Annotated in this window: 10 protein-coding genes and 2 pseudogenes; 6 read left to right on the top strand and 6 right to left on the bottom strand. The window is 72.2% G+C overall.

Going from position 1 to position 13,507, the window contains the following annotated elements:
• Positions 1 to 124: 124 nt before the first annotated feature.
• Positions 125 to 1,085: pseudogene (locus tag KIF24_RS04780) on the bottom strand (DNA polymerase domain-containing protein).
• A gap of 190 nt (positions 1,086 to 1,275) precedes the next feature.
• Here KIF24_RS04780 and KIF24_RS04775 point away from each other — a divergent pair.
• Positions 1,276 to 1,824, top strand: coding sequence for a TetR/AcrR family transcriptional regulator (locus tag KIF24_RS04775; protein ID WP_221082909.1), 549 nt, complete (start codon positions 1,276 to 1,278; stop codon positions 1,822 to 1,824).
• Between the two features lie 37 nt (positions 1,825 to 1,861).
• Positions 1,862 to 4,105, top strand: a complete 2,244-nt coding sequence (locus KIF24_RS04770) for an MMPL family transporter (RefSeq protein WP_221082908.1) — start codon at positions 1,862 to 1,864, stop codon at positions 4,103 to 4,105.
• A 53-nt stretch (positions 4,106 to 4,158) separates the two neighbouring features.
• Here KIF24_RS04770 and KIF24_RS04765 read toward each other — a convergent pair whose 3' ends face one another.
• Positions 4,159 to 5,415, bottom strand: a complete 1,257-nt coding sequence (locus KIF24_RS04765; protein ID WP_221082907.1) for an erythromycin esterase family protein — start codon at positions 5,413 to 5,415, stop codon at positions 4,159 to 4,161.
• Between the two features lie 64 nt (positions 5,416 to 5,479).
• Complete coding sequence (locus KIF24_RS04760; protein WP_221082906.1) at positions 5,480 to 6,382, bottom strand: Gfo/Idh/MocA family protein; 903 nt, start codon at positions 6,380 to 6,382, stop codon at positions 5,480 to 5,482.
• Between the two features lie 225 nt (positions 6,383 to 6,607).
• Between KIF24_RS04760 and KIF24_RS04755 the strand changes: the two genes are divergently transcribed.
• Positions 6,608 to 6,961: a hypothetical protein gene (locus tag KIF24_RS04755; RefSeq protein ID WP_230415213.1), complete on the top strand. Its 354-nt coding sequence runs from the start codon at positions 6,608 to 6,610 to the stop codon at positions 6,959 to 6,961.
• The gene (locus KIF24_RS04750) at positions 6,954 to 7,382 is read left to right on the top strand and encodes a hypothetical protein (RefSeq protein ID WP_221082905.1); all 429 of its coding nucleotides are present in this window, start codon (positions 6,954 to 6,956) and stop codon (positions 7,380 to 7,382) included. Before KIF24_RS04755 ends, KIF24_RS04750 begins: the two co-directional genes overlap by 8 nt.
• Before the next feature lie 39 nt (positions 7,383 to 7,421).
• On the opposite strand, the gene fabG is transcribed toward KIF24_RS04750, so the two are convergent.
• Together fabG and KIF24_RS04740 are read right to left on the bottom strand one after the other, a co-directional pair.
• Positions 7,422 to 8,180, bottom strand: a complete 759-nt coding sequence (gene fabG, locus KIF24_RS04745; RefSeq protein WP_221082904.1) for a 3-oxoacyl-ACP reductase FabG — start codon at positions 8,178 to 8,180, stop codon at positions 7,422 to 7,424.
• Positions 8,181 to 8,216: 36 nt separating this feature from the next.
• Positions 8,217 to 9,890 carry an alpha-amylase family protein gene (locus tag KIF24_RS04740; RefSeq protein ID WP_221082903.1) on the bottom strand — a complete coding sequence of 558 codons (1,674 nt, stop codon included), beginning with the start codon at positions 9,888 to 9,890 and terminating at the stop codon, positions 8,217 to 8,219.
• 150 nt (positions 9,891 to 10,040) lie between these two features.
• Between KIF24_RS04740 and KIF24_RS04735 the strand changes: the two genes are divergently transcribed.
• Positions 10,041 to 10,700, top strand: coding sequence for a DedA family protein (locus KIF24_RS04735; protein ID WP_221082902.1), 660 nt, complete (start codon positions 10,041 to 10,043; stop codon positions 10,698 to 10,700).
• A gap of 33 nt (positions 10,701 to 10,733) precedes the next feature.
• On the opposite strand, the gene KIF24_RS04730 is transcribed toward KIF24_RS04735, so the two are convergent.
• Positions 10,734 to 12,140 (bottom strand): carbohydrate-binding protein, encoded by a 1,407-nt coding sequence (locus KIF24_RS04730; RefSeq protein WP_221082901.1) that lies wholly within the window; start codon positions 12,138 to 12,140, stop codon positions 10,734 to 10,736.
• 208 nt (positions 12,141 to 12,348) lie between these two features.
• Here KIF24_RS04730 and KIF24_RS04725 point away from each other — a divergent pair.
• Positions 12,349 to 13,502, top strand: a pseudogene (locus tag KIF24_RS04725) (carboxylate-amine ligase).
• Positions 13,503 to 13,507: the final 5 nt, after the last annotated feature.

The following is a 13,507-nucleotide window of genomic DNA, read 5'->3' as shown; positions in this document are numbered from 1 at the left end:
GGGATGCAGTGTCGGCACGACCGGGGACCGTCGACGCACGTCGCCGACCGGGGCCGGGGACAGGGCCACGACCGGCGCGGCGGCTGGCCCGGGACGGTGTCGGGGCGCGGGCGTCGCCGCGTACTCAGTCGCCGGCGGCGCGCCGGGCGCGGGCCCGGCGGCGACCCTCGTGCATGGCCTGCACCCGGGGCACCGGGATGGCCCGGCCCTCCTCGACCAGGTCGGCCGGGAGGTGCTGCGGGCGCGGCATCAGCTCCGCCCACGGATCCCGGTCCGTCAGCAGCGCAGCGGCCGTCCGGATGGTGAAGTCGGCCGGCGTCACCGACTCCAGGTCCTCCCAGGGCACCGGAAAGGAGACCGGCACGCCGGGTCGCAGCCGTGGACTGTAGACCGACACGACGGTCGCACCGCCGCTGCGGGTGGGGTCGACGTAGACCTTCCCGTCCCGATCCTCGCGGATGAACGCGGTGGTCGCCAGCGCCGGGTCGAGGCGCTCCGCCCGGGCGGCGAGGGCCCGGGTGGCCGCGGCCAACTCCTCGGCGTCGGGGCCGGCAGCGACCGGGACGAAGACGTGCACCCCTTGGCGCCGCTGGTCTTCACCGCGCCCGCCAGCCCGGCGTCCGCGAGGGCCTGCCGGACCAGCAGCGCGGCGGCCACCCCGGGGCGAAGCCGCCGTCCCCCGGCGGGTCGAGGTCGAGCACCAGGTGGGTGGGGCGGCTCAGCTCGTCGATCGTGGCCAGGGTCGGGTGGTATTCGACCGCCCGCTGGTTGGCGAACCAGAGCAGGGTCCGACGGTCGTCGCAGAGCGCGTACGAGATCTCCCGGCGGGAAGCCTCGGCCCAGATCGGCACCCGGCGTACCCACTCCGGGGTGTAACGCGGCAGGTTCTTCTGCATGAACGGTGGCTGGCCCGGACGCACCCGGACCACCGACAGCGGGCGACCGCTCAGCTGCGGGACGATCCGTCCGGCCACCGCGTCGAGGTAGTCGACCAGGTCGCGCTTGGTCGCCTCCGACCCGTCGAACAGCGTCTGGTCGAGGTTGGTCAGCGCCACCCCGTCCCGGCTCTCGTCAGCTCCAGTCACCCGATCACCATCCCGGCCGGGCACCCGGTGGTCAACGGGAACACAGGGCTGATCCGGCTGCGCTCTCAGCTCGACAGGCTGCCCGCCGCACCATGCCGGGCCCGGCAGGATCGCCTCACCGACTGTGGTGAAGGCCACTGATCTGACCGATCGGTCAGCTCTGACCGATCGGTCAGGCATGCTGGGGGCCATGGTCCGCTCCACCGCGCAGACACACGGCGACATCCTGGCCGCCGCGGCGAGACGCTTCGCCGCCACCGGCTACCGGGGGACGTCGTTGCAGGACATCGCCGGCGAGGTGGGCTGTTCCAAGGCGGCGGTGCTCTACCACTTCGCCAACAAGGAGGCCATCCTCACCGAGCTGATGGCCCCGGCGATCGGTGTACTGCGGTCGCTCGACGACCGGATCGCCGCCCAGCCCGACCCGGCTTCGGCGCAGCGGGCCGCCGCCGAGGGCTTCGTCGACCTCGCCGTCCGGTTCCGCAGCGAGATCGCCCTGCTCCGCGGCGAGTTTCCGAAGCTGCTGCAACGACCGGGTTTCGCGCACATCCAACGGATCTCCGAGCGGCTCATCGACGCCCTCGCCGGCCGTCCCCAGCGGCCCTCGGCCCGGATCAGCGCCCTGGTCCTGCTCGCCGGCATCGCCGAGACCTGCGGCGAGTTCGCCGACGTACCCGACGAGGATCTCGGCGACGCGCTGCTCGCGCTGCTGCGACGAGGGCTCGAACCCACCCACTGACCCGTCCCACCATCCATCGAACGAGGGAAAGGACCTCATGGCGACCCTGCTCTACCGGCTTGGCCGGGGCTCGATGCGCCGACGGCGACTCGTCGCCGCGATCTGGCTCGTCGTACTCGTCGGGCTCGGTCTGGCCGCCGCGACCCTGCGCGGCCCGACGGCCAGCAACTTCACCATGCCCGGCACCGAGTCGCAGCACGCGCTGGACCTGCTCGACGAACAGTTCCCGGCCGCCGCCGGTGCCACCGGCACCATCGCGGTCAAGGCGCCGTCGGCAGGCCAACTCGGTGCACCCGAGGGGCAGGAGGTGATCCAGGCGATCACCGCGGAGGCCGCGACCGTGCCCGGCGTGGTCGGCGCCGTCGACCCGTTCCAGTCCGGCGCGGTGTCCCCCGACGGCCAGTACGCGCTGATCCAGGTGCAGTTCGGTGGCGGCGCCGACCAGGTGACCGACGAGCAGCGGGAGGCGTACGAGGAGGTCGGCGCCGAGGCCGAGGCGCAGGGCTGGCAGGTGGCGCCCGGCGGCGAGGTGCTCAACACCGAACCCGAGATCGGTTCCACCGAGGCGATCGGCGTCGCGGTGGCCCTCGTCGTCCTGGTGATCACCTTCGGCTCGCTGGTGGCGGCGGGCATGACCATGCTCAACGCGCTGATCGGCGTCGGCGTCGGGATGGCCGGGCTCTTCACCCTCAGCGGCGCGGTCGAGCTGACCAGCACCGCGCCGATCCTCGCACTGATGCTCGGCCTCGCCGTCGGCATCGACTACTCGCTCTTCATCACCTCGCGGTACCGCCAGAACCTGCTCGACGGCCTGCCGCCCGACGAGGCGGTGGGCCGCGCGGTCGGCACCGCCGGCTCGGCGGTGGTCTTCGCCGGCGCCACGGTGGTCATCGCCCTGGCCGGCCTGGCGGTGGTGAACATCCCGTTCCTGACCGTGATGGGTCTGGCCGCCGCCGGCACGGTGACCGTCGCGGTACTGGTGGCGATCACCCTCCAGCCGGCCCTGCTCGGTTTCGCCGGCCGCCGGGCGCTGCCCCGCCGGCTACGCTCGTCGGTGTCACCGGCCGGCGCGGCCCAGGACGGCGCCGCCCAGCAGAGCGACGTGACGAACCATCGCGCGGCGCCGGAGACCGCCCCCGTCACCGGTGAGGACCGTTCGACGTTCGGATTCCGCTGGGCCCGGCTTCTCACCCGCTTCCGGATCCCGGTGATCCTGGTCGGCGTGCTCGGCCTGGGGCTGCTCGCGCTGCCCGCACCGGACATGCGTCTCGCCCTCCCGGATGCCGGCACCGCGCCGGCCGGATCCGCCGAACGGGTCTCCAACGACCTGATCACCGAGGGCTTCGGACCGGGCTTCACCGGCCGCCTCGCGGTGGTGGTGGCCGGTGACGACGCCCAGGCCACCGCCGCGGCCGTCCCGCAGGTGACCGCCCTGGTCCAGCGGACGGAGAACGTGCTCGCCGTGTCGCCGCCGCAGCTCAGTCCGGACGGCCGGACAGCGCTGCTCGGGGTAATCCCACAGACCGGCCCGACCGACCCGGCCACCGAGACGATGGTGCACGACATCCGCGCCGCCGTCGACGGCATCCAGGGCGCGGACGTGCTGCTCACCGGCATGACCGCGATCGGCATCGACATCTCGGAGAAGCTCTCCGATGCGCTGCCGGTCTACCTGGCGCTGGTGGTCGGCCTGTCGATCCTGCTGCTCATGCTGGTGTTCCGCTCGCTGCTGGTGCCGGTCAAGGCGGCCCTGGGCTTCCTGCTCACCGTCGCCGCCACCTTCGGTGTCACGGTCGCGGTGTTCCAGCAGGGTCACCTCGCCGACCTGCTCGGCCTGGACACCCCGGGCCCGCTGATCAGCTTCCTGCCGATCCTGCTGATCGGCATCCTGTTCGGTCTGGCGATGGACTACGAGGTCTTCCTGGTCTCCCGGATGCGGGAGGACTTCGTCCACGGCGACACCGCCCAGCAGGCCACCATCAACGGGATGGGGCACGGTGCCCGGGTGGTCACCGCCGCCGCGCTGATCATGACCTCGGTCTTCGGCGGCTTCATCTTCCTCGACGATCCGGTGATCAAGTCGATGGGCTTCGCGCTCGCCATCGGCGTGGCGATCGACGCCTTCGTGGTCCGGATGACCATCGTCCCGGCGGTGATGTCACTGCTCGGCAAGGTGGCCTGGTGGCTGCCCCGCTGGCTGGACCGGGCCCTGCCCAACGTCGACATCGAGGGCGAGAAGTTGCGCGCCCACCTCGACGAGAAGGTCACCGCCGACGCCTGATCGGCACGCCGTCGGGCCCCCGCCGAGATCGGCGGGGGCCCGACGGCATCGGTTCAGACGCCGGCCGGGTACGTCTCCATCTCGCCCGGACTGGCCAGCGCGGGCAGCGGGTGCAGCGCGGTGGTCTCGTCGCACCAGATGAGGGCGTCGTAGCGTTGCCCCAGCCGGGTCGGCACGTAGTTGCCCCAAGCCTCGAACGACGGGTCGTACACCACACCGATCGCCCGGTGATCGAGGGTGTCGGTGACCCAACCCGGCTGGTCCGGCCCGCCGAAGACCAGCACCGCCCGCTCCGGCATCAGCTCGTGCAGCCGGTCCTCCAGCGAGCCGGCGCGGGCCGGTGGCACCACCATCGCCTCGGCGGGCGAACCCCAGCGCGGCGCGGCGATCACCGTGCCACGCCAGCTGCCGAAGCCGATCAGCGCCACCTGCTCGGCGCCGTAGCGCTCCCGGGCCAGCTGGCCGATGTTCACCAACCCGTCGACGGCCATGTCGGTCGCCCGCGCATCGCCGACGTGCGTGTTGTGCGCCCAGACCACGCCCCGGGCCTCGGGACCGTAGCGGTCGAGCAGCCGGTCCAGCGTGTCGGTCATGTGCCGGTCCCGGATGTTCCACGACCCCGGTCCTCCGGCGACCATCTCCCGGTAGTAGCGCTCGGCGCCGGCCACCACCTCCGCGTTCTGCCAGGCCGCGAAGGCACCCGGCCCGTCGGTGGCGGCGTGTTCCCGGGTGCGCGCCAGCAGCCGGATCACCTCCTGCTCGCAGCGGGCGGAGACGAACCGGCTGGCCACGCCGTACTCCTCGACCCGCTTGCCGTACGGTTCGAAGCACCGGTACGCGTCCTGCGCGGCCTCCAGCGACGCCGGATCCTCCTCGCCGAGATAGTCGAAGATCGCCTGCATCGACTCCCAGAGGCTGTAGACGTCGAGGCCGTGGAACCCGACCCGGGACGGCTCCGCCCGCTCCATGTTCCAGGCGCGCAGCCACCGGCAGAAGCGGGCCACCTCGGCGTTGGCCCACATCCAGGTGGGCCACCGCTCGAAGCGCTCCAGGGCGGCCTGGGGCTCGGCCGGTCCACCAGGCGCACCGGTCACCGAGCGGTGCACCCGGTCGCAGTCCGGCCAGTCGCCCTCCACGGCCACGAAGGAGAAGCCGCACTCGGCGATCAGGCGGCGGGTGAGTTGCTCCCGGACCCGGTAGTAGTCGTAGGTGCCGTGCGTCGCCTCCCCGATCATCACCACCCGCGCGTCCCGGACACGCTCCAGCAACGGATCGAGGTCGCTCGGCGCGCCGAGCCGCTGTACCAGCATGCCCGCGGCTACCCGGCACCCCGACGGGCAAACGCAGCGACCTGCCGGGTTTGCCGGCCCGCACTCAGGCCGGTACGTCGATCACCGTGCCCTGCGCGCGGGCGGTCTCGGCGGCGGCGAGAACGGCCACCACCTCGCGGCCGAAGCGCACGTCGCAGCGGTGGTCGCGGGTGCCGGCGTCGACCTCGGCCAGCAACTGGTCGATCGCCACCCCGAAAGCCGTCGCCGGGCTCGCGCCCCCGTCGGGGAGTCGCTCGATGCCGCTCTCGCCGTAGAAGACGAACTCCGCGGCGACCGAGCGGGGCGGTGCGTCCAGGGTCAGCGAAACCGTGCTGGTGGCACCGTCGGCATGGCTGAGCAGCAGGTGCACCAGGCCACCGGTACCGTCGGTGGCGGCCACCCGGGCCACCCGGCCGAGCACCGGCAGCAGCACGGCCAGCGCGTGCGGGCCGACGTCCCACAGCGCGCCGTGCTCCCGACGCCACGGTGACTGCGCGTACGGGCTGCCGGGCTGGAAGATCGAGGCGAACCGGATCACCTTGGCGGTGTGCCAGCCGCCGGCCGCGGCGGTCGCGGCGATGAAGCCGGCGACGTCCGGTTGGTATCGGCCGGTGAAGAAGACCACCGACGCCACCTGCGCGCCCGTGGCCGCCTCGACCACCCGGTCGGCGTCGGCCACGGTCAACGCGAGCGGCTTGTCCAGCAGCAGATGCCGCCCGGCGGTGGCGGCCCGGACGGCGATGTCCGCCTGGATGTCGGGCGGAAGTGCGACGGCAACGGCGTCGCACGCCTCGATCAGCGAGTCGACCGCCGCGAACGCCGGTACCCCGTAGCGGGTGGCCAGCGCGGCGGCCTTGTCGGGGTTGCGGCCCCACACGCCGACCAGCTCCGTTCTCGGGTGCGCCTCGAGCGCCGCCGCATGCGTCTCCGCCGCCCAGTGCCCGGTGCCGAACAACCCGAACCGCATTCCGTACCTCCGCCGTCCCCGCCTGGCCACGGCTGACCCGCGACAGCGATCACGCTAGTCTCCCGCGACCGCCCGCGCCCGGCGTCCGCCGTGACACGACCGGGCCGACACGGCGCTCGCTCTTACTACGGGGGTTAGTAGAGTGGGCCGGTGATCGGAACGAGCACCGGGGCGGACCAGGTGGCCACCGCCGCGGCCACCAGCGGCTCTCCGGCCGACGGGGCGCTGGCCGTCGCCGCCGTCGTGCTGTCGCTGCTGGTCGCCGGGTGGGCGCTGGTGGCCGCGCTGCGCCACCGGCCGCCGGACCGGATGCAGTTGATCGGGCTGGCCGTGCTGGAGTTGCTGCTGCTCGCACTGGCGGTGGTGGCCGGCGTGGCGCTCGGCGCGGGCGAGCGGCCCGGCGAGCCGGGGGCGTTCCTCGGCTACCTGGTCACGCTGGTCTGTCTGCCGCCGCTGGCGGCGGTGCTGGCCCGGATGGAACCGACCCGGTGGGGGTCGGCGATCGTGTGCGCGGTGTGCCTGGTGACGCCGGTGGTGGTGGTCCGGCTTCAGCAGACCTGGCAGGTGCTCGGTGGCTGAGCTGGGCGCCGCCCGACCTCGGACCAACGCCGGCCCGGGACGGCTGCTGATCGCGGTCTACCTGCTCTTCGCCATCGCCGCCAGCAGCCGCGCCGCCCTCCAGATCGCCACCAGGTTCGACGAGGCGCCATTGGCGTACCTGCTCTCCGCGCTCGCCGCGGTGGTCTACGTCGTGGCCGCGGCCGGTCTGGCGCGGGCCGGTCACGCGGGCCGCCGGGTCGCCCTGGCCTGCTGCGCGCTGGAACTGGTCGGCGTCGTCGGTGTCGGCGTCTTCAGTCTGGCCCGCCCGGACCTCTTCCCCGACGAGACGGTCTGGTCCGGCCTCGGCAGCGGCTACGGCTACATCCCGCTGGTGTTGCCGATCCTCGGCCTCGCCTGGCTCCGGCACACCCGCCGACACGTGGAAGGGGCCCCCTCCTGACATCCGGTGCGCAGGAGGGGGCCCGCTGAACGAGACCGGTCAGTCCCTGGGCCCGCCGGCGACGTAGACGACCTGACCGGACACGAACGAAGCTCCTTCGCTGGCCAGGAACGAGATGGTGTGCGCCACATCGTCGGGCCGGCCCACCCGGCGGACCGGGATCTCCGACTCGGCGTGCTTCTGCATCGCCTCGAAGTCCACCTTCATTCGGGCGGCGGTGGCCGCGGTCATGTCGGTGACGATGAACCCGGGCGCGACCGCGTTGACGGTCACCCCGAACGGGCCCAACTCGATGGCGAGGGTCTTGGTGAAACCCTGCATCCCGGCCTTGGCGGCGGAGTAGTTGGCCTGGCCCCGGTTGCCCAGCGCGGAGGTGCTGGAGAGGTTGACGATCCGGCCCCACTTCGCCTCGACCATGTGCTTCTGCGCCGCCTGGCTGAACAGGAAGGCCCCCCGCAGATGCACGCCCATGACCGTGTCCCAGTCGGCGTCGGTCATCTTGAACAGCAGGTTGTCGCGGAGCACTCCGGCGTTGTTGACCAGCACGTTCGGCGCGCCCAGCTCGGCGGCGACCCGTTCGACGGCCGCCTCCACCTGGGCCCGGTCGGCCACGTCCGCGCCGACGCCGAGCGCCCGGCCCCCGGCCGCCGCGATCGCGTCCACGGTCTCCTTGGTCGCCGACTCCTCGATGTCGACCACGGCCACGGCCAGGCCGTCTGCGGCCAACCGCCGGGCGGTGGCCGCCCCGATCCCCCGCGCCGCCCCGGTCACGATCGCGACCCGTTGCCCGTCCGCCATGCCTACCTCCCGGTAACTCTGCTCGACGGCAGGAGCCTAACCCACGCCCCGGCCTGCGCAGGAGGACCAGGAGCGGCAGAGCCGGATCCAGCGGTAGCCGTAGCCGGCCACCTTGAGCTTGTCGAGCTTGCCGACGTCGTCGTAGTTGCGGTCGGCGAGCACGTCGACGGGCAGGTCCGCCTCGGGCTGGAGCTGGCTGAGGTCCACCTCGGCGTCGGTGGTGCCGAGGTTGTGCAGGAAGACCATCGTCCCGGTCGGCCCGTCGGCCCGGTGCGCCAGCACTCCCGGGGGCATCGGCACGTCGATGTGGGTGGTCGAGCCGGAGCCGATCTCCGGGGCCTCCCGCAGCGTACGGATCATCCGCTCGAACCAGGCCAGCAGCGAGGTGCGGTCCCGGCGCTGGAGGGTGACGTTCACCTTGTCGTAGGCGAACTCTCCCTTGTCGATGACCGGGCGGACCAGTTTCTCCGGCTCCGCGGTGGAGAAGCCGGCATTGGGCTGGTGTGACCACTGCATCGGGGTACGGATCGCCTCCCGCCCCGGCAGCGACAGGTCCTCCCCCATGCCGATCTCCTCGCCGTAGCGCAGCACCGGCGTGCCCCGCAGCGAGAACTGCAGGGAGTACGCCAGCTCGACGCGCCGCCGGTCGTTGTTCAGCATCGGCGCCAACCGGCGGCGGATGCCCCGGTCGTAGATGCGCATGTCCTCCTCGGGGCCGAACTGCTCGTACACCTGGTTGCGCTGTTCGGTGGTGAGCCGGGACAGGTCGATCTCGTCGTGGTTGCGCAGGAAGGTGGCCCACTGCCCGCCCACCGGCAAGGCCGGGGTGTCCCGCAGCGCCTCGATCACCGGCTCCGGGTCCTGCCGGGCCAGGGCCAGCATCAGCCGGCCGTTGAGCATGAAGTCGAAGAGCATGTGCAGCCGGTTCGCCGAGCCGCCCCGATCGCCGAAGAAGGCGGGTAGTTCGTCCGGCTCCACGTTCGCCTCGGCGAGCAGTACGGCGTCGCCGCGTCGCCACTGCACGTGCTGGCGCAGCTCGGTGAGGAACTCGAAGTCCAGTTCCGGGTTCGGGTCGCCCGGCTCGGTCCGCTCGATGATGAACGGCACCGCGTCCATCCGGAAGCCGGCCACCCCGAGCTGGATCCAGAACGACATGATCTTCTGGATCTCGGCGCGTACCGCCGGGTTGGTGGTGTTGAGGTCCGGCTGGAACCGGTAGAAGCGGTGGTAGTACCAGGCCTTCGCGGTGCGGTCGTAGGTCCACGTCTCGTGCTGTTCACCGGGGAAGACCATGCCCTGGTGGCGGTCGGCCGGCTCGTGGTCGGACCAGACGTACCAGTCGCGGTACGGCGAGTCGGGTGACGAGCGGGCGGAGACGAACCAGGGGTGCTGGTCGGAGGTGTGGTTGACCACCAGATCGATGATCACGCGGATGCCCCGGTTGCGTGCCTGGTGCAGCAGCTCGGCGAAGTCGCCGAGAGTGCCGAAACGGGGGTCGACGTTGTAGAAGTCGGTCACGTCGTACCCGTCGTCGTCGTTGGGCGACGGGTGGATGGGGTGCAGCCAGAGGCAGGTCACGCCCAGCCGGGCGAGATAGTCCAGTCGGCCGATCAGGCCCCGGATGTCGCCGACCCCGTCGCCGTCGGAGTCCGCGTACGTGTCAATGTCGAGGCAGTACACGACCGCCTCCGAATACCACCTGTCAGCCATGCCCCCGTACCTTCTCCCAGGCGGGGCAACGGCAAACCCGGGCGGCTCGGCACGGTGCCGTCAGGCGCGGATTGACGGTGCCCGCGGACGGTGTGTGGGGCCGCCGGTGGGGTAGGAGGAATCCTCACCCTATTCCGCGGAGGCGTCGCCATGACACTCGCCCAGGACGTCGATCCCGGCCAGGTCGGTGGGCTGACCGGCTGGGCGGCCGGGGTGATCGAGGCGAGCGGTGCGGTGGGGGTGGCGCTGCTGGTCGCCCTGGAGAGCATCGTCCCGCCGATCCCCAGCGAGATCGTCCTGGCATTGGCCGGGTACCTGGCCGGCGAGGGCCGGTTCAACGTGGTCGTGGTGACCGTCGCGGCCACCGTCGGCTCGGTGCTCGGCGCACTGGTTCTCTACTGGCTCGGTGCGGTCGTCGGCGAGGATCGGCTCAAACGGTGGCTCGACCGGTTGCCCCTGGTCGACCTCGACGACCTGGAGAAGGCCGACCGGTGGTTCGAGCGGTACGGCCGCTGGGCGGTGTTCTTCGGCCGGATGGCCCCGGTGGTACGCAGCCTGGTGTCGGTGCCGGCGGGGGCGAACCGGATGCCGCTTGTCGAGTTCGTCACGCTCACCACGCTGGGCAGCGGCATCTGGAACGGGCTCTTCATCGGCCTCGGCTATGCGCTCGGCTCGCGATGGGACCGGATCGACCGCTACAACTCCTGGTTCGACTACGCCATCCTCACCGTCCTCGCCCTCATGCTCGCCTCCTGGTCCATCAAGAAACTCCGCCACCCCGCTCCCCCGCCACCCGTCCCCCGCCCCTGATCCCCGCGCGAGGGTCAGGGGCGCGGGCGCAACTCAGCGGCGGAAGTGGAACCAGTTGACGTTGACGAAGTCGTTGGGCTGGCCGCTGGAGAAGGTCAGATAGACGGTGCGCCGGCCGGTCACGCCGGAGACGTTGCCCGGCACCGAGCGCCAACTCTGCCAGCCGCCGGTGTTGGCGATGGCGAAGCTGCCGATCGGTGCGCTGGTCGGGCTGTCCAACCGCACCTCCACCAGGCCGCTCACGCCGCCCGCCGCGCCGGAGGCGACCCGGGCCACGAAGTCGCGCGGCCCGCCGGAACCGAACTCCACGTTGTCGAAGCGGACCCAGTCGCCGTTGCGCAGCGCCCCGATGTTCTGCCCGCCCTCGGAGCACGCCTCGACGATCACGCCGTTCTGTGCGTTGAAGGACTCGGCCTGGATGGTCGCGTACGCGTCCCGCACACCACCGGGCGGCGACGTGGGCGGCGGGGTGCCGCCCCCACCCCGGCTGTAGACCGCCACATAGTCGACGAGCATCGGCCGGCCGGGCACGGTGGCCGCGGTCGGCGTCGCGCTGCCGGCCACCCCGTTCGGGAAGGCCCCGCCCATCGCCACGTTCAGCAGCAGGAAGTAGCCGGCGTGATCGGTCATCTGCGACCAGTACGGCTCACCGACCCGGGTCTGACCCACCGTGTGGTACAGCTGCCCGTCCACGTACCAGCGCAGTTGCTGCGGGCTGATCGAGGCATCCCACTCGAAGCGGTAGGTGTGGAACGCCGACTGGCAGGTGCTGCCGGGGCAGGCCCGGGAGGCGCCGATGCCGTTGAACTCGTCGCACGGGCCGCCGGGGGCGACACCGCAGTGCAGCACGCCCCAGACCGAGTTGAGCCCGTTGACGTTCTCCATCACGTCGAACTCGCCGATGCCCGGCCAGTTCTGGTAGTTGCCCCGGTAGGGCGAGCCGAGCGCCCAGAACGCCGGCCAGTACCCGGCGGCGGCGCCGCCGGTGACGTTGGGCATCTGGAGGCGGCCCTCGATGGCCAGCACTCCCCCGGCCGGGGCCTTGAAGTTGCTGCGCACGGTCTCGATGCGCGCCGAGGTCCAGTTGCCGGCACCGTCGCGCAACGGGGTTATCCGCAGGTTGCCGGCGCCGTCGTGGCTGACGTTGGCGGTGCTGTTGGTGTACGTCTGGATCTCACCGGTGCCCCAGTTGGGCGGGCCACCCGGGTAGCTGGTGCCGGTGTCGATGATCCAGTTGCCGGACGACGGGAGGCTGCCGGCGGATCCGGTGAAGTCGTCGCTCCACACCAGGCTCCACCCCGACGGGGGCGGCGGCACGGCGGCGTCGGCGGTGGCGGTGAGCCCGGCCAGGGCGGTGGTGGCGGCGGTGAGCAGGGCCAACGCCAGCGGCAGCCGGCGTCGCGCAGGTCGGGCGGCGGATGCCGCCGGGGCAGGTGTCATTGGACGTGCCTCTCTGCGGGGACGGATGAGAGAGCGCTCTCTCACGAGTTGTACGTCCCGCCCGCGCAGTTGTCAATGTCGATCGATGCGACCGCCCGCGACCCCGACACGCCGAGCCAACCCGCAGCGGCGTTTCCCGGAACCACCACTACGGGTAATTGCCGGCCGATCGGGTGCGGACGGGCCGCCCCGGCCGGAGCGGACGGTGATGGCGATGGTCAGGCAGGTGGCGACGGCCCCGAGCCCGCCGGTGGAGAAAGCGGACCTGCTCACCGTGGGTGTCGAGGAGGAGTTCCTGCTCGTCGATCCAGCCACCGGGGCCGCGGTGCCCGCGGTCGAGGCAGTGCTCGAACAGGTGCCCGCCGAGCTGCGGGGGCAGGTGGAGCGGGAGTTCCAGACCAGTCAGATCGAGATCGGCAGCCCACCCGGGCTGGAACTCGCCTCGATCCGGCACTCCCTCGGCCTGCTGCGCGCCGCGCTCGCCGACGCAGCCGTTCGGGCCGGTGCCCGGCTGCTCGCCATCGGCACCGGGCCGATCGACGGACCGGTGCCCCCGGTGGTCGACAAGCCCCGCTTCGACCGGATGCTGGAACGGTTCCGACTGCTGGTCCCCGGGCCGGGCAACAACGGCATGCACGTCCACGTCGGTGTGCCGGACCCCGACACCGGCGTGCAGGTGCTCAACCATGTCCGGCCCTGGATGCCGATCCTGCACGCGGTCACCGTCAACTCACCGTTCGCCCGCGGCGCGGACACCGGCTATGCCAGCTGGCGCTCGATCGAGTGGGAACACTGGCCATCGGTGGCGCCGACCCCCTACCTGGTCTCCCACGAGCACTACCAGCGGCTGATTCGTCAGCTGATCGGCAGCGGCGTGATGCTGGACGAGGGGATGCTCTACTGGTACGCCCGGCTGTCGGCCAAGTACCCGACGGTGGAGCTGCGCATCGGTGACGTCTGCCCGACGGTGGACGACGCGGTCCTGGTCGCCACCCTGGTCCGCGGGCTGGTGGCGACCGCGCTGGACGACATCGCCGCCGGCCGGCCGCCGCTGCCGGCCGATCACCATCTGCTGGTCGGCGCGCACTGGCGCGCCGCCCACGACGGTCTGGAGGGGCGGCGGTGGACCTGGCCACCGGCGAGCTGCGGCCGGCGTGGGACCTGCTGCACCAACTCGTCGGGCAGCTCGGGCCGGCCCTGGAACGACACGGTGATCTCGCCGAGGTGACCGGCCTGCTGGAGGGGCTGCGCCGGCACGGGAGCGGCGCGGCACGGCAGCGTTCCGTGTACGCCCGCACCGGACGGCTGGAGGATGTGGTGATGTACCTGGCCCGCCAGACGCGGGGCGAGGACCCGGCATGACAGGA

The sequence above is a fragment of the Micromonospora tarapacensis genome (assembly GCF_019697375.1).
GTDB classification, from domain to species: Bacteria; Actinomycetota; Actinomycetes; order Mycobacteriales; family Micromonosporaceae; genus Micromonospora; species Micromonospora tarapacensis.
Note: the sequence above shows the minus strand (reverse complement) of the source record. Positions and strands in the feature narration are given on the sequence as shown.